Origin of the sequence: Amycolatopsis kentuckyensis (assembly GCF_002155975.1) — a bacterium.
Classification (GTDB): domain Bacteria; phylum Actinomycetota; class Actinomycetes; order Mycobacteriales; family Pseudonocardiaceae; genus Amycolatopsis; species Amycolatopsis kentuckyensis.
This window is the reverse complement of record NZ_MUMI01000031.1, coordinates 1-18,700: the sequence shown is the minus strand read 5'-3', so window position 1 is coordinate 18,700 and position 18,700 is coordinate 1. Positions and strand designations below refer to the sequence as shown.

Below are 18,700 nucleotides of genomic sequence, written 5' to 3'. Positions count from 1 at the left end.
CGACCTTCAGCGGCCCGCCAGCACCCGGCGGACCTCGTCCGCGCCCAGCACCACGGGAGTGCGCAGGGAGCCGACCTCACCGATCTCGATCTCGACCACGTCGCCCGGCCGCAGCCCGAGATCGAGCCCCGGCACGACGGACGTGCCCGTCGAGAGCACGGCGCCGTCGGGGAAGTCGTTGTCCCGCCACAGGTACTCGACCAGCCCGGCCGGATCGCGGTTCAGCTGGGCGGTGTTGGCTTCCCCGGCGAACACCTCGTCCCCGTCGCGCAGGATGCGCATGCGGAGGCCGAGCGACAGCGGGTCCGGCACCTCCCACGCCGGCCGCACCCGCGCCGCCACCGCGCACGCACCGGTGTAGATCTTGGCCTGGGGCAGGTACAGCGGGTTCTCGCCTTCGATGCTGCGGGAGCTGACGTCGTCGACCACGACGTACCCGGCGGTCTCCCCGCCGCTCGTCAGCAGCAGGCCCAGTTCCGGCTCCGGCACGTTGTTGGCGGAATCGGCGCGGATGGCGATCGGCTCGCCGTCGGTGACCACGCGCCACGCGGCCGACTTGAAGAACAACTCCGGCCGCTGCGCGCGGTACACCCGCGCGTAGACGTCTTCGTCGGCGCTCTCCTCGCGGCGGGCCTCCTCGGACCGCAGGTAGGTCACCCCGGCGGCCCACACCTCCATCCGCCCGTCCAGCGGCGGCAGCAGGCGCACCCCGGCCGGGGACACCGGCTCCCCGGCCGCCTCGGCCAGCTCGCGGATCTCCGCCACGGGCCGGCGCAGCAGGTCACCCATCGACGTCACCGCGAGCGGCCGCAGCTGCTCGCCGGTGAGCAGGCCGACCTGGCCGCGGCCGGTTCCGTCGGCGAACCGCACCAGGTGGCTCATCCCGGACCTCCTCGTTCGTGTCGAACCTACGGAGTAGGGAGCGCGCCGGTCAACGAATGCCCGGCTTCGGCTTCAAGCGCCCGTTGGCGGCCGCGGCCGGATCCTGATTGACTCCGTCCGCAAGCACTGGCCCGATCTCGGGAGGACGTATGCCGGTCTCGAAGGCCCACGCGAACTGGAACGGCGACATCCCCACCGGTTCCGGGGAGTTCACCGCGGGCGGCGGGAGCATCCGCGGGGGCGTGACCTACAAGTCCCGCTTCGAGGACGGACCGGGGGCCAACCCGGAGCAGCTCATCGCCGCGGCCCACGCCACGTGCTTTTCGATGGCGCTCGCCAGCATCCTCGCCGGAGCCGGGTTCCCGGCCGAATCGGTCGAAACCGACGCCGCGGTGACGTTGCGGCCGGTCGACGGCGTGCCGACGATCTTGAAGGTCGAGCTGACCACGCAGGGCCGCGTCGCCGGTGTCGACGAGGCGCAGTTCCGCGAGTTCGCCGCGCAGGCGAAGGCGAACTGCGCGGTCAGCCGCGCGCTGGCCGGGGTCCCGGAGATCACCCTGCAGGCGACCCTCGCCGGCTGAGGGAGCACGCCCTCCGCGGCCCCGGAACGCTGCGGAAGTCCGCCCCGGGCTCCGGCGGTTACTGCTGCTGGACGCCGGCGAGCACGGCGTCCAGGCTCGGGAGCCACCGCCGCTGCGGGTCCGGCGGGACGAGCCACTCCGTTCCCGGCGCGCCGCGTCGCGGATCGAGCGGCAGGGGCAGCAGCGCGCCCCACGCGAGCACGTCGACCGCCCGGGGGAGGGCCGACTGCGGCGGAATGAGCCCGTCGGTTTCCGCCAGGATCGCGACCCGTTGCCCGTGTGGTGTCGGCAAGCCCACGGCCGGGCCCTGGCAGCCGGCGGCGGCGAGCCGCGCCAGCACCGGCGCGGCGTTCATCTTCGGCAGCGTCGCGGCGCAGATCCCGTTCTCGAGAGACAGGAACGGCTGGCTCCCGCGCCACTTCACCGACCAGCCGAAGAGCTGCCGGTACACGGCGTCGGCCCGCTCGCGGGGCGAGACCGGCGGCGGGCCGGCCTCGATCGGCTGCAGGTGCTGGTCGAGCGACATCGTCGGCGCCTTCCGCTCGGGGTCGGGGTGCCAGGTTAGCGGCACTCAGTGCCACTAGCAACCCGGCTGCTACTTTCCCGGCATGACCGATGCATCCCGCCGCCTGCCCGCCACCAGGGCCGGAGCGACCCCCGCGGGCCGGCGGCGGCTGCGGCGCGCGCTGGCCGCGGCGGCCGTGGACCTGTTCGCGGCGAACGGCTACGAGGCCACGACGGTGGACGAGATCGCGGCCGCGGCCGGCGTGGGCCGCCGCACGTTCTTCCGGTACTTCGAAACCAAGGACGACGTGCTCTTCGCCAACCACGACGAGATCGTGGCCGAGATGGAAGAGGTGTTCGCGGCCGCGGACCCGGCCCGCGATCCGGTCGAGGTGGCGTGCGCGGCGGTCGAGCTGGTCCTGGACGCCTACGCCGACGACCTCGACGTCTCGCTCAAGCGCTTCGCGTTGACCCGCGCCGTGCCGTCCCTGCGTGACAAGGAAGTCGCCACCGTCGACCGTTACCAGCGCGTTCTCTCGCGGTACCTGCAGGCTCGGTTCGAGGACCAGGGCAACGAGACGGCGAGCCTGCGCGCGGCCGTGATCGCGGCAGCGATCGCCGCGGCCAACAACCACGTGCTCCGCCGCTGGCTGCGCAGCGGCGGAACGGGCGACATCAAGGCCGACGCGGCCGAGGCTTTCGCGCTGGTCGTCGACGCGTTCCGGCCGACCGCGCCCGGCGACGTCGCCACGGTGGTCGCCGTGCTGACGACGGCGACACCGCTGCAGCAAGTCCTCACCGAAGTCCGCGCCGCCCTCGGCGACCGGCCCGTTTCCTGACCGCTATGGCACTGAGTGCCAGATTCAGTCCTGCGTGGTTTCGGTGGGCAGCTCCGGGGGTGCCTGCAGATCGTGGGCGCGGAACAGGACGGCGTGCTCGACGCCCATGGCCTTGCCGCTCATCGCGGCGAACTGCGGGATGAACTCGGCGGGCGCCGGGTGGTCCGGGAGTGCGGCCAGGTACGCGGCGTGTGCCTCCAGTGAGGCGACGCCGCGGCGCAGTGGTTCGCCGGTGACGTCGACGCCGTGGGTCGCGTCGGTCATGCCGGGGGTGAGGTACCAGCGGGCGGAGTGCGGTTCGAGGCCTTCGCCGTCGATCTGCTCGGGGAAGACCCACCGGTTGCCGGCGTCGCGGATCGCGTCGAGCGTGGCGAGGCCGGCCGCGCGGTGGTCGGCCTGGTCGAAGCCCCAGGGCGCCTCGACCGCGAAGCTGGTGCCGTAGACGACGTCGGGCTGGAACCGGCGGATCTCCCGGCAGATGTCGCGGCGCAGGTCGAGGCCGTAGACGAGCACGCCGTCCGGGTGTTCGAGGATGGTCAGGTGCTCGACCCCGACCACGGCACAGGCGGCCTGCTGCTCGGCGACGCGCAGCCGCGCGGTCTCCTCGGGCGGGTTGGGCATGCCGGCCTCGCCGCGGGTGAGCAGGAGGTAGCCGACCTCGATGCCGCGTGCGGTCCACCGGGCGACGGCCGCGGAGGTGCCGTATTCCATGTCGTCGGGGTGCGCGACGACGCAGAGCACGCGACGGAAGGATTCCTCGGGCAGAGCTGGCAGGGTCATGCCGGACATCCTGCCCCATTCCGGGCCCGCCGACCGCGATTCGGGTGCCCCGGCCGGTCGACGCCGCGCTTCGCCTCCCGCGGCGCCTGGTTCGGACTCCTCGTAGGCCGATCGAGTGAATTTGAAGTTTCAATTTCTTACCCTAGGTAACAATGGTGAGTCAGTCGCTCACCGCGATCACCAGCGGAAATGATCGTGAACCCCGTCGGGCGAGTCCGTTTCGTGACCGGAAGCGGCTTTCCGGCCCTGTTACGCGCGGGATCCGGGAGGCGACGAAGGCCGCAGAGCGTGACGCGTTCGGTTGCGTCGCCGCTGGACTGAAAGAGGCCATTCGTGTCTTACGCCCCCATGCCGCCGTCGGCGCCGATGCCGGTTGTGAACCAGTACAAGAACGGCCTCGGCACGGCCGGGTTCGTGCTCGGCCTGGTCGGCCTGATCTTCGCGTTCATCCCGATCATCGGGGTCATCGCTTGGCCGATGGTGATCCTCGGGCTGATCTTCGGCATCGTCGGGACGTTGCGGGCCAACCGCGGCCAGGCGAGCAACAAGGGGCTCGCGATCACCGCCGTCGTGCTGTCGGCGATCGGGCTGGTCATCTGCGTGCTCTGGACCGCGGCCTTCGGCAAGGCGGTCAACGACGCCGCGAACGGCCTGCCGACGGCGTCCGCGCCGCCTGCTGTCGCGGACGTCGGATCCCAGCCCGCGGCGGCGGCGCCCACCGCGGCCGCGTCGGCCAAGCACACTGTCGTCCTGGAGGCCACGACCGCGGCGAAGTCCAATCTGCAGTGGAGCAGCGGGTTCACCGAGAACTCCCAGGAGGTGCTCGAGAAGGGCAAGGCCTGGAGCCACACCCTCACGATGGACGACCTGGTGTTCACCTCGGTCAGCGCCACCCCGGTCGAGTTCAAGATGGGCAGCAAGGACAACACCTGCAAGATCACCGTCGACGGCAAGGTCGTCGTCGAGCAGCACAACAGCATCGGCGCCATCTGCACCTACCAGCCCTGAACCCCCGGGTCGTGCGGCCGGCACCCCGATCGGGCGCCGGCCGCAGCGGGCTAGCGAGTGGTGACGCGGTGGGCCAATGCCTCGTTCATGGCGCGGAACTGGGGCAGCGTGTTGTCGTGCAGCTGCCCCCGGAAGAACGGCACCAGGACACCCGAGAAGCGTTCGGACTGGACGAGCCTGACCCGGCCGGCCTGCACCGGCTCGATCACGAAGGAGTGCTCGCCGTCGAAGACGGCGCCCGGGCCGAGTTCGCCCAGCCAGCGCAGCTCACGGCCGGGCGTCACGGTCTGCACCGTGGGGGTGAACGTGGTTTCCCCGGTGGCGTCGCGCATGGTGTTGGTCAGGGTGGCGCCGACCTGCACGGTGCCGCTGGAGGAGACGATGAAGGGGTTCCATTCCGGGTACGCGTCCAGGTCGGTCAGCACCGACCACACCTCGTCCGGCGTGGCGTCGATCTCGATCGAGGCGCTGAGGGTGTACGGAACGGCGTTGCTCCAGACCGCGTATCCGGTGAGGGTGGCCAGCGCCAGGATCACCGCCGTGAGAAAGCGCTTTCGCTTCGGCTTCTTCTCGCGTCCCTGCGGCTGGGCGGGGTGCTCGGTGAGGGTCATCGTTGCTCCTTTGTGGACATGGCGCCGTCGAGGGCGGCGCCGACGAGGCGTTCGAGGTAGCTGTCGTCGACCGGCGCGCCGGTGATGAGCACGCGGTAGTAGAGGGCCCCGGCCAGCTGGTCGAGCAGCAGCACGGGATCGGTGTCGGCCCGCAGTTCGCCGCGCTGGGTGGCGCGTTCGACGAGTTCGACGGCGAGCCTGATTCGCCGCGCGTACAGGCCGCGCATGGCCTGCCCGACGTCGGCGTGCCGGGCCGCGGCCGCCACGAGTTCCGCGACGATGCCGGCGGACGGGTCGCCGTCGTGCGCCGGCCGCCCGGCCCGCCGCACGCTGTCCAGCGCGGCGGCGATCTGCTTGAGGTAGGCACCCAGGTCGGCGCGCACGTCACCGGTGTCGGTAACCGGCACGTCGCGGTCGAGCATGTCGGCGTAGACGGCGATGGCGAGGTGATCCTTCGTCGGCCAGCGCCGGTAAAGCGTGGTCTTGGCAACCCCGGCGCGCTGGGCCACCTCGTCGATGGCCAGTCCGGCGTAGCCGGCGGTGAGCAGCGCCTGCCGGGCGGCTTGGAGGATGCGTCGGTCCGCGTCGCTGTCGCGGGGCCGGCCGCGGGAGAGGTTCATCGGTTCCCCTATTTACGATACTAGCGTGTCGTAAATACGGTAGCCGGTCGGCACGCCTTTACGCAACTCAAGTTTCGAAAACGGTCAGCCCCGCCGAACGCCTCCGGCCGCGGTCACGGCCAGCGCGCCGAGCAGGGCGAGCACCGCGGCGGGTGCCAGGACCGCCCAGGGCGCACGCTCCGCGTACGGGTGGTTCTCGGCGATCAGCAGGCCCCACTCGGGCGACGGCGGCTGGGCACCCAGGCCCAAGAAGCCCAGTGCGGCCAACGCCAAGGCGATTCCCGGCAGCCGCAGCATGGCGTGGCGGGTCACCGGCCGCAGGACCGCCGGGAGCAGTCGGCGGCGCAGCAGGTACCACTCCCCGGCACCCAGCGCGCGGGTGGCGAGCAGGAGGGTGGTGGCACGTTCCTGCTGCAGCAGGGCTGCGGTCTGGGTGGCCAGCGGGGCCCAGCCGACGGCGGCCACCGCCAGCGCGGGCGTCCACGGGCCGCTGCCCGCGATGCCGGTGACCAGGACGCCGGCCAGGACCGGTGGTACGGCGTTGACCAGCTCGGCCAGTGGCCCGGACACCCGGGGCAGGAATCCGAGCAGCACCCCCACGGCGAGGGTGGCCGCGCTGACGGCGAGGGCCACGGCCGAGGTGCTGATCGCGCCGTGGCCGATCCGGGCGAGGACGTCGCGCCCGAGCGCGTCGGCGCCGAACGGCAGTGCCGGGGACGGCGGCCGGAGCCGGGCAGCCGGGTCCACCGTGAACGGGTCGCGCAGCAGGCCGAGGCAGATGATGGCGAGCAGCAGCGTCCCGTACGCCGCGGGCAGCAGCCGGGACGCGGGTTCGGCGGGCCCGCTCAGGGATGGCAGCTCGCGGTCCCGCAACGCCGGCCCGATCAGCAGCCCGGCAACCCGGCGGGTCAGCACCCCGGCCGCCGCGGCGAGCGCGAGGAGGACGAGCGTGCCGGCCTGCAGGACGGGCAGGTCCTGGGCGAGCGCGGCGTCCAGGGTCGTCCGGCCGAGGCCGGGAACGTCGAACAGCTTCTCCACCGCGACGGCACCGCCGGTCAGCCCGACCGCGAACAGGCCGACGTTGGGCAACAGCGCGGGCACACTGCGCCGGACTGCCTGCCGGGCAAGGCATCCCGGCGGCATGCCGCAGGCGGTGGCGGTCAGCGTCCACGGCTCGGCGAACGCGCCGGACAGCAGGTCGTCGAGCAGCCGGCCGAGCACCGCGCCGGCGGGCAGGCCCAGCGCCAGCGCCGGCAGCACCATCCACTGTGGCCCGTACCAGCCCAGCGCCGGCAGCCAGCCCAGCTGGACGCCGACGACGGTGACCAGCACCGAGCCGACGAGGAACTCGGGCAGCGCGGCCAGCACTGCCGCCCCGCTGCCGCCGGCCCCGCGGCCGCCCAGGCGGCGCCGCGGACCGAGCCACAGCGTGCGGGCGCACACCACCGCGGCCGTGCCCACGGCGACCGCCAGCGCGGCGGCCATCAGCAGCAGCGAGACGCCGAGCGCCGGCAGGACGGACGGCAGCACTTCGGTACCGGACACCCACGACCGGCCCGCGTCCCCGTGCACCAGCCCGCCGAACCACCGCCCGAGCGACCGCAGCGGGCCGTCCCCCAGCCCGAGCTCGTCCCGGACGGCCTGCAGCGCCTCCCGGGTGGGATCGCCGTCCGCCGAGCGCGCCTTGAGCACGGTCAACGCCGGGTCGGTCCCCGAAAGCCACGGCAGCACGCCGATCGCGCACACCAGAGCGGCCGTCAGCACGAGCCGCCACAGCGACGTCAGCCCGCCGTCCCGCGCCTCCGTGCGCAGGACGGCCCGGCCGATCGTGCCGAGGTTCCGTGCGGGGCCGGGCGCTCCCGCGCTCAGCGGTGGGTCCCCGTGCCGACCATGGCCCGTTCGAACGGGTCCGGCACCGTGCCCTCGACCGCCGGGCCGGTTCCCACGGCCACCTTCAGGCTCACCAGCGGGATCACCGCGTCCGTGGCGAGCACGGCCGCCTCGGCCGCCATGACCGCGTCCTGCCGCCGCGCGGGATCGGCGAGCGGCTGCGCGGCGGCGACCGCCTCGTCGACCTTGCCGTCGCAGACCCGGGACAGGTTGTAGCTGCCGGCGCAGGTGAAGTCGCTGGCGAGGACGGTGACCGGGTCCCCGGTCTCCAGCAGCACGTTGCGGGAGGTGACGACGGCGTCGAACTTTCCGGCCAGCGCGTCGCCGTCCAGGCGCGCCGGGGGGAGGACGACCAGTTCCACCGTGAAGCCGGCCTTTTCGAGCTGCTGGTGCAGCACCTGGGCGACCTCGGGCAGTTCGGGACGGCTGCTGTGGGTGGCGATGGTGATGGCCGCGCCGGCCGGGTGCGCCGCCTTCGCCCGGCCCTGCGGCGCGACCCGCTTGGCCGCGGCCCAGGGCAGCGCGGGCCCGAAGATGCCCTGGCCGGGCTCCGCATTGCCCTCGTAGACGTTCTTCGCCAGGACCGAAGTGTCGAGGGCCTCCCGCGCGGCCGCCCGCAGGGCCGGGTCGGCGAACGGGCCGGACTTCGTGTTCAGGTACAGGGCGGTGGTGCGCGGGGTGGCTTTCACCTGGACCAGCCGCTCGTCCAGCGCGGCGAGCTGGGCGACCGGCAGGGCTTCGACGATGTCGGCCTGGCCGGTGCGCAGCGCGTTGGCGCGGGCGGTGCCGTCGGCGACGAACGCCGCGTCGATGCCCGCCGACCGGGCGCGGCCGTCCCGGTAGCCGTCGAATCGGTCCAAAGTGGCCGCGGTGGTGCCGGTGGTTCCCTTGAGGACGAATGGTCCCGTCGCGGTGCCCACCGGGTTCACGGTGTCCTGCTTCGCGTACGCCTTCGGGGAGAACACCGCCAGGGCGGGGTTGGACAGCCGCAGCGGGAGCGCGGGGTCGGGCGTTCCGGTCCCGACCCGCACCTGCTTGCCGCCCACGGCCACCGCGGTCAGCTGCACCCCGGCCAGCGCCGGCGGCACCGGCTCGACCCGCGTCGCCCGGGTCAGGGCGGTCACGACGGCGGCCGCGGTGACCGGGTCACCGTCCTGGAACCGCGCGTCCCGCAGGGTGAACAGCCACCCACGGCCGCCGTCCTCGGCACTCCAGGACGCGGCGAGCGCCGGCGCCGCGGTGCCGTCCGCGGCCAGCCGCGTCAGGCCTTCCGCGACACCCAGGCGGGACAGGAGGTAGCCGTCCGGCCCGTACGGGGAGAAGTTCTGTGTCGGGGGGAAAGCCAGGGCCACCCGCAGCCGCGCACCGTCCGAAGATCCGGCCGGGGACGTGCCGGCTCCGCCGGCCGGGGCGAAGCAGCCCGACACGAGCGGAGCCAACAGCAGGCAGGTGACCAGCAGGCGGCGGTGGGTGTTCATGGTCCTCGCTTCATCGTGACAGGGTCCGCTGCGAGTAAAACTACATGAAAACCACTTTCATTAAATGTGCCGAAGATCTCTCAGAAGGCGGTGTAGCCGCCGTCGACGGGCAGGACCGCTCCGGTGATGTAGGAGGACTCGGGGGAGGCGAGGAAGAGGACGGCGTCGGCGATCTCCCCGGGCGTGGCAAGGCGTTTGAGGGGGATCTGGTCTTCGCGCTGCCGGCGGTACGCGTCAGGGTCGGCTCTGCGCCGGAACGACGCTTCGATGACCGGGGTGGCGGTCAGGCCCGGCGCGACGACGTTGACCCGGATGTTGCGCGGGGCCCATTCGATCGCCGCGCCCTTGGCCAGCATGATCAGGCCGCCCTTGGCGGCGGAGTACAGGACCTCCTCGGGCTTGCCGACGATGCCGAGCCGGGAGCCGACGCAGACGAACGACCCTCCCGTCGCGGGCATCAGCGGGGCGAAGTGCTTCATCACCAGGAACGCGCTGAGCAGGTTGCTGTGGAGGACGTTCTTCGCGTCGTCGTAGGTCATCTCGGTGAGCGGGCCGCCGGCCTGCAGGCCGTGGTTGAGGACGACGACGTCCACCGTGCCGGACGACTCGGCGGCCCGCTGGGCGAGCTCGACGACGAACGCTTCGTCGTTGAGGTCTCCGGGGACGTACCGGTCGCCGGGCCGGGCGGTGTCGAGCCGTTCCCGTCGGCTGGTGAGCAGCAGTTGCGCGCCTTCGCGGCGGAAGCGCGTGCACACCGCCTCCCCGATGCCGCTGCCGGCCCCGGTCACGAGGGCGGTGCGCTTTTCCAGTCTCATGGGGACACTCCGTTCGCGGTGGCCGGTCAGCTGAGGAAGCCGCGGGCCTCGACCGGCCACCGCCGCAGCGACGTGCCGGTGCGGTCGGTGACGATCAGCTCTTCGAAATTGACCACGACCGGGCAGACGTGGTTGGGCACCACGGGGACCACGGTGCCGACCGGCGGGCGGGCCGCGCCGCCGGGCACCGCGAGAAAACCGTGGTACTCGTTGAGCTTCGAGAGAACGGCCGTCGTGCCGAGGACGGCACCGTAGCCGCGCTCGGGGCTGCCTTCGCGGCCGAGGGCCTTGGTGCCCGTGTCGACGATGACCTGACCCGGGACCCAGTCGCTGACCACTGTGGCGGCGACGAACAGGGCGATCTGCTCGTTCGTGCACGCCCCGAGCCGGCGGTTGTCCAGATCGCCGAAGACGTACTCGCCGGGCCGGATCTCGGTGATCAGGTCGCCGGTCGAGAACGCCACCGTGGGGGTGGAACCGGCGCTGACCACCTCGGCGGCGATCCCGGCCGCGCCGAAACTCCGCACCGCGGTGACGAGCGCGGCCTCCTGGTCCCGCGCGGCGCGCTCGCGAGCGTCCGGGCCCGCACTGCCGTGGCCCGGGTAGGTGAAGACGCCCACCGGCACGAGACCGCGCTTCCGGGCGGCGAGGGCGAGGTCGCCCGCCAGTTCGGGAGGTGCCCCGGAGCGCCGGGCGCCGCAGTCGACCTCGACCACGACCTGCAGCCGGTCCGGTGCGCCTGCCATCGCGTCGGCGAGGGCGTCGATCGCCGCGGGGTTGTCGACGCCGACCCGCAGTCGGGCGGTGCCGGCGAGCCGGCGGATCCGGGCGCCCTTCGTGCCCGCGGGCCAGACAGGGTAGGCGAGGAAGATGTCGGTGAACCCGGCCGCCGCGAAGACCTCGGCCTCGCCGACGTTCCCGGCGGTGATCCCGACGGCCCCCGCGGCGAGCTGGAGCCGCCCGATCTCCGGGCACTTGTGCGTCTTGACGTGCGGCCGGACGTCGAGGTCGTGCTGGGCGGCGAAGCCCTGCATGCGGTCGATGTTGTCCTGCAGGACGTCGGCCAGCACGATCGGCGCGGGGGTGTCGATCCGCTCGAGGAGGCCGTCGAGCGCGCGCCGGAGCCGGCTCACGGTGCGCCCGCCAAATTCGCCGCCAGGCCGAGGGCGCGGAGCCGGTCCGCCGCCGAACCGGGGCCGGTCACGGGCGCGGCAGGCCGAACAGCACCGGCAGGTCGGCGATGTCGGTGATCCGCTCGTAGCCGAGCCAGTGCTCGTCCTGCTCGAAGCCGCGGTCGACGTACACCTTGCGCTCGATGCCCAGCGCGGCCGCGGGACGCAGGTCGTACTTGGGGCTCGCCGAGACGTGCACGAGCTCGTCCGGGGTCACCCCGAGCTTGTCGAAGGTGTACTCGAACGCGGCGAGGCGGGGCTTGTAGACGCCCATCTGCTCGGCGGTGATCACGACCTCGAACGGAGCCTGGAGGTTCTCCACCAGGCGGGTCGCGTGCGCGTTGTCGGTGTTCGTCACGATCACCAGCGGAACGGCTTCCGCCAGGCGCCGCAGGGCCGCGGTGACGCCGGGGTAGGGGACCCAGGCCGGGATCTCCTCGTACACGGCCTCGGCGTCGCTTTCCCGGTACTCCAGGCCGAACCGGCGCATCGTCCGCTCCAGCGAGTGGGCGACGACGCGGTGGAAGGGCTGCCATGCGCCCAGGCATTCGTCGATCCGGTAGGCGTTGCCGGTGCGGAGGAAGTCGTCGGCGACCTCCGGCGGGAGGCGGTCGCCGAGGACCCGGCGGATCGCGTCGTTGATGCGGAAGTGGATCAGCGTCCCGTTCATGTCGAACGTGACGAACTTCGGCTTGCGGTCGAATGCCACGGAGGCCTCCAGGGGTGATCCGAAGGAGAGGCGGAAGGGCTGCTGAGCGACGAGTATCGACGCGCGGTCGTCAACTGTCAACAGTTTACGACAAGCCGGTAGCTGTCCGTCCGCCGTTCCGGGGTCGCTATGGTCGTGCGGTGACGAGCAACCCGACATCGCGCGACTACAACAAGGCCTCGGTGCTCGAGGTGGTCGTCTCCCGGGCCCCCTTGACACGCAACGAGGTCATCGAACTCACCGGCCTGAGCAAGGCCACGGTGTCGCGGGCGGTGGAAGAACTCCGCGCGGACGGTTTCGTGGCCGACGGCGGGGTCGACGCCGTCGCCGGCCGGGGGCGGCGCTCGACGTACCTGGACGTTCCCGGCACTGCCGGGCACGTGGCCGGGATCAGTTTCGGTGTGCAGACCACCGGCGTCCTGGTCGCCGATCTGCGGGGTCGCGAGGTGCACCACGTGGTCGTCCCGACCCCGAACCACGACGAGGTCGGCGCCGCCGCCGAGTGGCTGGCCGGCCTGATCGGGGAAGCCGCCGCAACCGCGCAGGGCCCCTTGCGCCAGATCGTCGTCGCGGTCCCCGGCCGGGTCCGCGACGGCGCGGAGATCTTCAGCCCGGCGCGGTCGGTGAAGATCTTCACCGGTCCCGGCCTCCAGCGCGCCATCGCGGAGCTGGTGGCGGCTCCCGTGCTCCTCGACAGCGACGCCAACGCGTCCTTGCTGGCGATCCTGGCCGAGGACAGCGGCATCCGGAACGCCGCGCTCTTCAACGTCAGCAGCGTGCTGAACTTCGCCGGGTGCACCGAGCACGAACTGGTCCGGGGGCGCACGCCGGCGTTCGGCGGGATCGGGGTCCTCTGCGCCGGAGCCGGCCAGGAGACGCTCGACGGACTGATGAGCGCGCGCGGGCTGCTCAAGTTCGCCCGGGGCCGGGGCCTCGACCTGAAGCGCGTGGAGGATCTCTGGCGAGGGCAGCGGGACGACGAAGCCCGCGCCGGGGTCCTGGACGCGTTCACCACGGCGATCGTGACCGCCGTCAGCGCGGTCGCGGTGACGCTGGACCCGGAGACGGTCTACTTCGCGGGCCGGTTGTGCCCGCTCGTCGAGGAGGTGCTCGCCGAGGTGCGCAGCCGCCTCGACCGGATCCTCCCGGCGGCGCCCGAGGTCAAGACCGTGAAGCAGGTCGTCGGGTTGTCCACGGCGCGCGGTGCGGTGTTCGCCTGCCTGGCGCTGGCGCAGGGCCGGTTGCGGGACGCGGTGCTCGAGGCGCGCGGCCGGCGCGCGGAACAGTCCGCGCCGGCTTTCTGAGGGCGCGCGGCGGACCTGCCGTCCCGGCTCGTCCGGTGCAGTGTCCCGGTGGCCCGCCCGGCCCTTTAAAAGTTTCAGGTTGGAACTGGAACGAATGATGGTATAGTCGGGTTCGCCAGCGAGCAGCACCGTCCGAACAAGACCGAAGGTGACCGCCGATGACTTCGACGTTGAGCCGGGCAATCGCCGACTACCCCAACCGGTTCGACCCCGCGGCGGCAGCCGGGCTCCCGGAAGCCCTCCGGGCGACCGTCCGCCGCCGCGGCGAGGTGCTCGGTCCCGGCTACACGCTCAGCTACCGGGAACCGGTCGAGTTCGTCTCCGGGCGCGGGGCGCACCTGATCGACCGCGACGGCCACGACTACCTGGACGCGTACAACAACGTTCCCTGCGTCGGCCACGCTCACCCGCACGTCGTCGAAGCGGTCTCCCGCCAGCTGGCGGCGGTCAACACCAACACGCGCTACGTCCAGGAGTCCTTGGTCGCCTACGCCGAGCGGCTGCTCGCGACCTTCCCCGAAGGGCTGAGCCGGCTGAGCCTCGCCTGCACCGGGTCCGAAGCGAACGATCTCGCGGTGCGGGTGGCGAAGTTCCACACCGGTGGTACCGGGATCATCGTGACCCGGTGGGCCTACCACGGCATCACCAGCGAGGTCGCGAGCTTCTCGCCGACGCTGGGCGTGGGGTCGCCCCTGGGGCCGAACGTCCGCGTCGTCGATCCGCCCGATCCGCGGCTCGCCGCACCCGGGGTCGCCTTCGCCGAGCACCTGCGCCGTCAGGTCCGCGGCGCGATCGACGACCTCGAACGCCACGGGTTCCGGGTCGCGGCGTTGATCACCGACAGCGCGTACTCCAGCGACGGGATCTTCACCGACCCGGTCGGGTACCTGCCGGGCGTCGTGGCCGAGGTCCGCGCGGCCGGCGGTGTCTACATCGCGGACGAGGTGCAGTCGGGGTTCGCCCGGCTGGGGGAGACGATGTGGGGCTTCGGCCGCCACGGCGTGCTCCCGGACATCGTCACCATGGGCAAGCCGATGGGCAACGGGATGCCGATCTCCGGTGTCGTGTTCCGCCCCGAGGTCTCCGACGAGTTCGGCCGGAGTGTCCGCTACTTCAACACCTTCGGCGGCAGCTCGATCCCGGTGGCCGCCGGTGCCGCGGTGCTGGACGTCTTCGAAGAGGAGAACGTCCGGCAGCGCGTCCTCGAGAACGGCACGGCGCTTCGGGCGGGGCTCGACGAGATCACCCGGGACTCCGCGCACGTCGCCGAGGTTCGCGGCCGCGGCCTGTACGTCGGGGTGGAGATCGTCGAGGACCGGCAGACGGGCGTGCCCGACCGCGCGCGGGCCGAGGACGTCATCAACGACCTGCGCGATCGCCGGGTCCTCATCAGCGGCACGGGCCGGGCCGCCAACGTCCTGAAGATCCGTCCTCCGCTGGCGTTCACCGCCGCGGACGTGGCCCGGTTCCTGGAGACCTTCGCCGAGGTCGCGAAGGTTCGCCTGTAGCGGCAGGCCCGAAGGGAACGACCATGACTCCGGATGCGAGCTTCGCTCGGCGGCTCCTGGCGGAGAGCGGCCTGGCCGCGCCGCACGAGCCCGCGGACGCAGCGCTCGTGCTCGCCCTCGTCGCGAAGCACTACTCCCTCAGCGGAAACCTCGAACGGCTGGCGACGGAGAAGGACGACACCTTCCGGCTCACGACCGGCTCGGGGAACTACCTCGTGAAGGTCTCGCCGCCGGACGAGCCGGAAGCCGAGGTCGCACTCCAGACCGCCGCGATGCGCTTCCTCGAGGTCACTGCCCCCGAGCTGCCGATCCAGCGGGTGCAGGTGACGGTGGACGGGGCCGACAACGTGGTTCTCGCGGCGCCCGGCGGCAAGACCCGCGTTCTCCGGGTGCTCGGCTTCGTCGACGGCGAGGTCCTGGCGCGGACGACGGCGGAGCCGGAGCAGCTCGCCCGGGCGGGGGAGATGCTGGGTCGCGTCGATCTCGCCCTCGCAGCGTTCACCCACCCCGCGGACCGGCGCGGGCTGGTGTGGGACCTCCGTCATTTCCCCCGGCTGACCGGCCTCGTCGAGCACGCGCCGGACCCCGGTCACCGGCGGCTGGCGCGAGCGGTCTTCGCGCTCTTCGAAGCCGCTGTCGTCCCGCACCTCGACCACCTGGAGACCCAGGTGATCCACGGTGACTTCAGCCCGCACAACATCGTCGTGGACCGGCGCCACGACGAGTTCGTGACGGGCGTCATCGACTTCGGGGACACCATGCGCAGTGCGGTGATCTTCGACCCCGCCGTGACGCTGGCGAACCTGCTCGGCCGGACACCGGCCGCGCCCTGGCGGGAGGCCTGCGCCTTCACCGCCGGCTACGTCCGGGCGCGGCCGATCCGGGACCGGGAACTGCCGCTGCTCCCGGTGGCCGCGCTGGCCCGGCTCACGCTGCGCGCGCTGCTGGCCGACTGGCGTGCGCAGCGGGTCCCGGACCGGCGTGACTACCTCCTCGGCCACGCCGAGGACGACTGGCTCAACGTGGAGCGAGCGCTGGCCGCGCCGCTCGACGACGTCGTCGCGCAATCAACGAAAGGAAAACAGCCATGATCGAGTTCGAACCGAAGTACCTCACGTTCGACATGCACGGGACGCTGATCCGGTGGCACATCACGGACCTGACCCGCGAGCTGCTGGCCGACATCGTCCCCGGCGACCGGATGGACGAAGTCCTCCGCAGCTTCAAGTGGCAGCGTCTCGACGAGGTGCTGAACCCCTGGAAGCCGTTCCCGGACATCATCCACGACTCGCTGCGCAAGACCCTGGAGCGCTTCGGCCTGCCGTACCGGAAGGCCGACAGCCAGGCCATCGTCGACGCGATCCCCACCTGGGGTCCCTACCCCGAGGTGCCGGAGGCGCTGCGGACGCTGGCCTCCCGCTACCCCCTGGTCATCCTCAGCAACGCGGCCGACGACCAGGTGATGAGCAACGTGGAGAAGCTCGGCGCCCCGTTCCACGCGGTCTACACCGCCGAGCAGGCCCAGGCCTACAAGCCGCGGTACCAGGCCTTCGAGTACCTGCTGAACCAGCTCGGCTGCGGACCGAAGGACATCCTGCACATCTCCGCCAGCCCGCGCTACGACCTCATGGCCGCGAACGACCTGGGCATCACGCACAAGGTCCACGTCAACCGCGGGTTCGAGCCCAGCACCCCCGGCTACGGCTACCACGAAGTCGAGCTGCTTTCCCAGATTCCCCCGCTGCTCGGCATCCGAGCGTCGTGAGCGCGGCGCGTCAGGAGCTCTGGCCGCTCTTTTCGGTGAGCGTCTGCAGGTAGTGGAGGTCGAGGGCGCGGGTGAAGGCGGCCGCGTCCCGGGCCGCGAGCGCCTCGACGATGGCCTGGTGCTCCTGGAAGAGCGAGTCCTCGGAGGGGTACCAGCGTTCGAGCCGGTTGATCGACAGCGACGACTCGGCGATCAGCGTGGAGTAGGCCCGCTGGATGCGCGAGTTGCCGGACGCGGCCACCAGGGTGCTGTGGAAGCGGAGGTCGAGTTCGACGACTTCGCGCCACCGGCCCGACCGTTCCGCCGGGCCGATCTCGTCGACGATCGCCTGCAGTTCGCGCACGGTCCGGTCGAGGACGCCGTCCGCCGCGGCCAGCACCTTCGTCCCGCAACGGGACTCCAGGGTCTGGCGGGCCTCGTAGATCTCGGCGATGTCCTCGGGGGTGATGTCGGTGACGAAGACGCCCCGGTTGGGGATCCGCACCAGCAGCCCTTCCTGCACCAGCCGCTGCAGCGCCTCGCGCACCGGTCCCCGGGACACGCCCAGCTGCTTGGCGATCTCGGACTCCGACAGCGCCTGGGCCGGCTGCAGGGTGCCGTCGAGGATGTTGCTCCTGATCTGGGCGGCGATCGTGCCGGACACCGACGGGTAGTCGATGGCCTGCAGGTTCAGGTTTTTCATCCGGTTCCCCCTGGGTGAGACCCACTGTGGTCGTTCGTTCACTGAAGACTGTTGACGATACACGAGTCGGAAACTCAACGTTCACAGTGAACTGTTGACAGTTTGCAGTGAGCCAGCTTACTGTCGCCTTCTGCCGGACACCTCCGCTTCACCTGGAAAGAGGCCCTCGTGATCGACTCAGCCTTCCGGCCGAAGTACGTCTCGTTCGACTGCTACGGCACGCTCATCAACTTCCAGATCACCCCGGTCACCCGCGAGCTCGTCGGGGACCGGCTCACCCCGGAGCAGTTCGACCGGTTCGTGATCGACTTCCGCGGCTACCGGTACGACCAGGTCTGCGGCGAGTACTACGACTACAAGCAGGTTCTCCACGACGCCTACGCCCGGACGTGCGCGAAGTGGGGCCTGGAAGTGGCCGCGGACGCCGGCGAGCGCTTCTCCGACGCCGTGCTGTCCTGGGGCCCGCACGACGACGTCCCCGGCCCGCTGAAGAAGCTGGGGGAGCACTACCCGCTGGTGATCTTCTCCAACGCCAACACCCGCTACCTCGACGTCAGCGTGCCCAAGCTCGGGGCCGACTTCCACGCCGTCTACACCGCCGAGCAGGCCGGCTTCTACAAGCCCCGCTACGCCGCGTTCGAGTACATGCTCGACCAGCTGGACACGCCGCCGGAGCAGTTCCTGCACGTCTCCTCGCACACCCGGTACGACCTGATGCCCTGCCACGACCTCGGCTTCACGAACACCGTGCTGCTCGACCGCGGCTACGACCCGCCGGCCCCGGTCTACGGCTACACCAAGGTCGACTCGCTCGACGAGCTGAACGGCCTGCTGGGGCTCTGACCACGATGAAACTGACCTCGTACTGGCAGGACACCGCCACCCCCGCCGCGGACCACCGGCGGACGCCGGTCCCCGACCGGGTCGACGTCGCGGTGGTCGGCGGCGGGCTCACCGGGACCTCGGCGGCCGTCGAGCTGCGCAAGCTCGGCGCGTCCGTGGCCGTGCTCGAACAGCACACCATCGGCTGGGGCGCCTCGGGCCGCAACGGCGGCATGGCCACCACCGGGCTGGCGATCGGCTTCGGCACCGCGGTCAAGCGGTACGGTGCCGACCGCGCGGTCGCGATGTTCCGGACCTACAACGACGCGATCGACAGCATCGAGAAGCTGGTCGCCGACCACGGGATCGACTGCGACTTCGCACGTTCGGGCAAGCTGACCCTCGCTTACCGGCCGTCGCACTTCGAGGCGATGGTCAAGAACCGCAAGGCGCTGGAAGAGCTCGCGGACCACGAGGTCATCACGGTCCCGAAGAAGGACATCCACTCCGAACTCGGCTCGGACTTCTACCACGGCGCCACGGTGGACCCGTACGCCGCGGGGCTGCACGTCGGCAAGTTCGTGCACGGCCTCGCCAAGACCGCGGCCGATCTCGGCGCGACGATCTGCGAGAACGCCGAAGTGACCTCGCTGGAGCGGAACCCGGGAGGCGGGCACGTCCTGCAGACGACCCGCGGCCGCGTGCACGCCGCCGACGTGCTCATCGCCAC

The 18,700-nt window shown here is 71.8% G+C and carries 20 protein-coding genes; 9 read left to right on the top strand and 11 right to left on the bottom strand.

Features of this window, described 5'->3' with window-relative positions; translation table 11 throughout:
* Positions 1 to 6 precede the first annotated feature (6 nt).
* Positions 7 to 882 carry a fumarylacetoacetate hydrolase family protein gene (locus tag CCN39_RS03435; RefSeq protein ID WP_086838352.1) on the bottom strand — a complete coding sequence of 292 codons (876 nt, stop codon included), beginning with the start codon at positions 880 to 882 and terminating at the stop codon, positions 7 to 9.
* 149 nt (positions 883 to 1,031) lie between these two features.
* Between CCN39_RS03435 and CCN39_RS03430 the strand changes: the two genes are divergently transcribed.
* Positions 1,032 to 1,463 carry an OsmC family peroxiredoxin gene (locus CCN39_RS03430; RefSeq protein WP_086838351.1) on the top strand — a complete coding sequence of 144 codons (432 nt, stop codon included), beginning with the start codon at positions 1,032 to 1,034 and terminating at the stop codon, positions 1,461 to 1,463.
* Positions 1,464 to 1,521: 58 nt separating this feature from the next.
* Here the strand turns inward: CCN39_RS03430 and CCN39_RS03425 are convergent, their stop codons facing one another.
* Entirely contained in the window at positions 1,522 to 1,989 is a 468-nt protein-coding gene (locus CCN39_RS03425; protein WP_086838350.1) for a glycogen operon protein GlgX, read from the bottom strand.
* 82 nt (positions 1,990 to 2,071) lie between these two features.
* Between CCN39_RS03425 and CCN39_RS03420 the strand changes: the two genes are divergently transcribed.
* A complete protein-coding gene (locus CCN39_RS03420) occupies positions 2,072 to 2,806 on the top strand; it encodes a TetR family transcriptional regulator (protein WP_086838349.1) in 735 nt (244 codons plus the stop codon).
* Positions 2,807 to 2,830: 24 nt separating this feature from the next.
* Here CCN39_RS03420 and CCN39_RS03415 read toward each other — a convergent pair whose 3' ends face one another.
* Positions 2,831 to 3,595: a PIG-L deacetylase family protein gene (locus tag CCN39_RS03415; protein ID WP_086838348.1), complete on the bottom strand. Its 765-nt coding sequence runs from the start codon at positions 3,593 to 3,595 to the stop codon at positions 2,831 to 2,833.
* Between the two features lie 324 nt (positions 3,596 to 3,919).
* On the opposite strand from CCN39_RS03415, the gene CCN39_RS03410 reads away from it, so the two are divergent.
* Positions 3,920 to 4,594 (top strand): DUF4190 domain-containing protein, encoded by a 675-nt coding sequence (locus CCN39_RS03410; protein WP_341867693.1) that lies wholly within the window; start codon positions 3,920 to 3,922, stop codon positions 4,592 to 4,594.
* A gap of 50 nt (positions 4,595 to 4,644) precedes the next feature.
* Here the strand turns inward: CCN39_RS03410 and CCN39_RS03405 are convergent, their stop codons facing one another.
* From CCN39_RS03405 to CCN39_RS03375, 7 genes are all read right to left on the bottom strand, one after another.
* On the bottom strand, positions 4,645 to 5,205 hold the full coding sequence (locus CCN39_RS03405; protein WP_086838346.1) for an SRPBCC domain-containing protein: 561 nt from the start codon (positions 5,203 to 5,205) through the stop codon (positions 4,645 to 4,647).
* Entirely contained in the window at positions 5,202 to 5,825 is a 624-nt protein-coding gene (locus CCN39_RS03400) for a TetR/AcrR family transcriptional regulator (protein WP_086838345.1), read from the bottom strand. The genes CCN39_RS03405 and CCN39_RS03400 overlap by 4 nt, the downstream gene beginning before the upstream one ends.
* Positions 5,826 to 5,909: 84 nt before the next feature.
* Entirely contained in the window at positions 5,910 to 7,589 is a 1,680-nt protein-coding gene (locus tag CCN39_RS03395; RefSeq protein ID WP_086838344.1) for an ABC transporter permease subunit, read from the bottom strand.
* Positions 7,590 to 7,690: 101 nt separating this feature from the next.
* Positions 7,691 to 9,193 carry an ABC transporter substrate-binding protein gene (locus CCN39_RS03390; RefSeq protein WP_086838343.1) on the bottom strand — a complete coding sequence of 501 codons (1,503 nt, stop codon included), beginning with the start codon at positions 9,191 to 9,193 and terminating at the stop codon, positions 7,691 to 7,693.
* Positions 9,194 to 9,273: 80 nt separating this feature from the next.
* Positions 9,274 to 10,008, bottom strand: coding sequence for an SDR family NAD(P)-dependent oxidoreductase (locus CCN39_RS03385; RefSeq protein ID WP_086838342.1), 735 nt, complete (start codon positions 10,006 to 10,008; stop codon positions 9,274 to 9,276).
* 26 nt (positions 10,009 to 10,034) lie between these two features.
* Positions 10,035 to 11,141, bottom strand: a complete 1,107-nt coding sequence (locus tag CCN39_RS03380) for an alanine racemase (protein WP_086838341.1) — start codon at positions 11,139 to 11,141, stop codon at positions 10,035 to 10,037.
* A gap of 67 nt (positions 11,142 to 11,208) precedes the next feature.
* Positions 11,209 to 11,889 (bottom strand): haloacid dehalogenase type II, encoded by a 681-nt coding sequence (locus CCN39_RS03375; RefSeq protein WP_086838340.1) that lies wholly within the window; start codon positions 11,887 to 11,889, stop codon positions 11,209 to 11,211.
* Positions 11,890 to 12,029: 140 nt separating this feature from the next.
* On the opposite strand from CCN39_RS03375, the gene CCN39_RS03370 reads away from it, so the two are divergent.
* From CCN39_RS03370 to CCN39_RS03355, 4 genes are all read left to right on the top strand, one after another.
* Positions 12,030 to 13,193 (top strand): ROK family transcriptional regulator, encoded by a 1,164-nt coding sequence (locus CCN39_RS03370; protein WP_086838339.1) that lies wholly within the window; start codon positions 12,030 to 12,032, stop codon positions 13,191 to 13,193.
* Positions 13,194 to 13,351: 158 nt separating this feature from the next.
* Positions 13,352 to 14,701 (top strand): aspartate aminotransferase family protein, encoded by a 1,350-nt coding sequence (locus tag CCN39_RS03365; protein ID WP_086838338.1) that lies wholly within the window; start codon positions 13,352 to 13,354, stop codon positions 14,699 to 14,701.
* Between the two features lie 23 nt (positions 14,702 to 14,724).
* The gene (locus CCN39_RS03360) at positions 14,725 to 15,792 is read left to right on the top strand and encodes a phosphotransferase (RefSeq protein WP_086838337.1); all 1,068 of its coding nucleotides are present in this window, start codon (positions 14,725 to 14,727) and stop codon (positions 15,790 to 15,792) included.
* Entirely contained in the window at positions 15,789 to 16,466 is a 678-nt protein-coding gene (locus CCN39_RS03355; protein ID WP_086838336.1) for a haloacid dehalogenase type II, read from the top strand. Before CCN39_RS03360 ends, CCN39_RS03355 begins: the two co-directional genes overlap by 4 nt.
* A gap of 10 nt (positions 16,467 to 16,476) precedes the next feature.
* Here CCN39_RS03355 and CCN39_RS03350 read toward each other — a convergent pair whose 3' ends face one another.
* Entirely contained in the window at positions 16,477 to 17,148 is a 672-nt protein-coding gene (locus CCN39_RS03350; RefSeq protein ID WP_086838335.1) for a GntR family transcriptional regulator, read from the bottom strand.
* Between the two features lie 168 nt (positions 17,149 to 17,316).
* Between CCN39_RS03350 and CCN39_RS03345 the strand changes: the two genes are divergently transcribed.
* Together CCN39_RS03345 and CCN39_RS03340 are read left to right on the top strand one after the other, a co-directional pair.
* Positions 17,317 to 17,991 (top strand): haloacid dehalogenase type II, encoded by a 675-nt coding sequence (locus CCN39_RS03345; RefSeq protein ID WP_086838334.1) that lies wholly within the window; start codon positions 17,317 to 17,319, stop codon positions 17,989 to 17,991.
* 5 nt (positions 17,992 to 17,996) lie between these two features.
* Positions 17,997 to 18,700: NAD(P)/FAD-dependent oxidoreductase (locus CCN39_RS03340; RefSeq protein WP_143263931.1), on the top strand; the 704-nt coding region annotated here is incomplete at its 3' end.

What these genes read in the sequence shown, in the direction of transcription:
- CCN39_RS03385 (WP_086838342.1), bottom strand. Translation starts at nt 10,008, where the DNA reads ATGAGACTGGAAAAGCGCACCGCCCTCGTGACCGGGGCCGGCAGCGGC.
- CCN39_RS03430 (WP_086838351.1), top strand. Translation starts at nt 1,032, where the DNA reads ATGCCGGTCTCGAAGGCCCACGCGAACTGGAACGGCGACATCCCCACC.
- CCN39_RS03405 (WP_086838346.1), bottom strand. Translation starts at nt 5,205, where the DNA reads ATGACCCTCACCGAGCACCCCGCCCAGCCGCAGGGACGCGAGAAGAAG.
- CCN39_RS03435 (WP_086838352.1), bottom strand. Translation starts at nt 882, where the DNA reads ATGAGCCACCTGGTGCGGTTCGCCGACGGAACCGGCCGCGGCCAGGTC.
- CCN39_RS03390 (WP_086838343.1), bottom strand. Translation starts at nt 9,193, where the DNA reads ATGAACACCCACCGCCGCCTGCTGGTCACCTGCCTGCTGTTGGCTCCG.
- CCN39_RS03365 (WP_086838338.1), top strand. Translation starts at nt 13,352, where the DNA reads ATGACTTCGACGTTGAGCCGGGCAATCGCCGACTACCCCAACCGGTTC.
- CCN39_RS03415 (WP_086838348.1), bottom strand. Translation starts at nt 3,595, where the DNA reads ATGTCCGGCATGACCCTGCCAGCTCTGCCCGAGGAATCCTTCCGTCGC.
- CCN39_RS03400 (WP_086838345.1), bottom strand. Translation starts at nt 5,825, where the DNA reads ATGAACCTCTCCCGCGGCCGGCCCCGCGACAGCGACGCGGACCGACGC.
- CCN39_RS03360 (WP_086838337.1), top strand. Translation starts at nt 14,725, where the DNA reads ATGACTCCGGATGCGAGCTTCGCTCGGCGGCTCCTGGCGGAGAGCGGC.
- CCN39_RS03425 (WP_086838350.1), bottom strand. Translation starts at nt 1,989, where the DNA reads ATGTCGCTCGACCAGCACCTGCAGCCGATCGAGGCCGGCCCGCCGCCG.
- CCN39_RS03355 (WP_086838336.1), top strand. Translation starts at nt 15,789, where the DNA reads ATGATCGAGTTCGAACCGAAGTACCTCACGTTCGACATGCACGGGACG.
- CCN39_RS03420 (WP_086838349.1), top strand. Translation starts at nt 2,072, where the DNA reads ATGACCGATGCATCCCGCCGCCTGCCCGCCACCAGGGCCGGAGCGACC.
- CCN39_RS03350 (WP_086838335.1), bottom strand. Translation starts at nt 17,148, where the DNA reads ATGAAAAACCTGAACCTGCAGGCCATCGACTACCCGTCGGTGTCCGGC.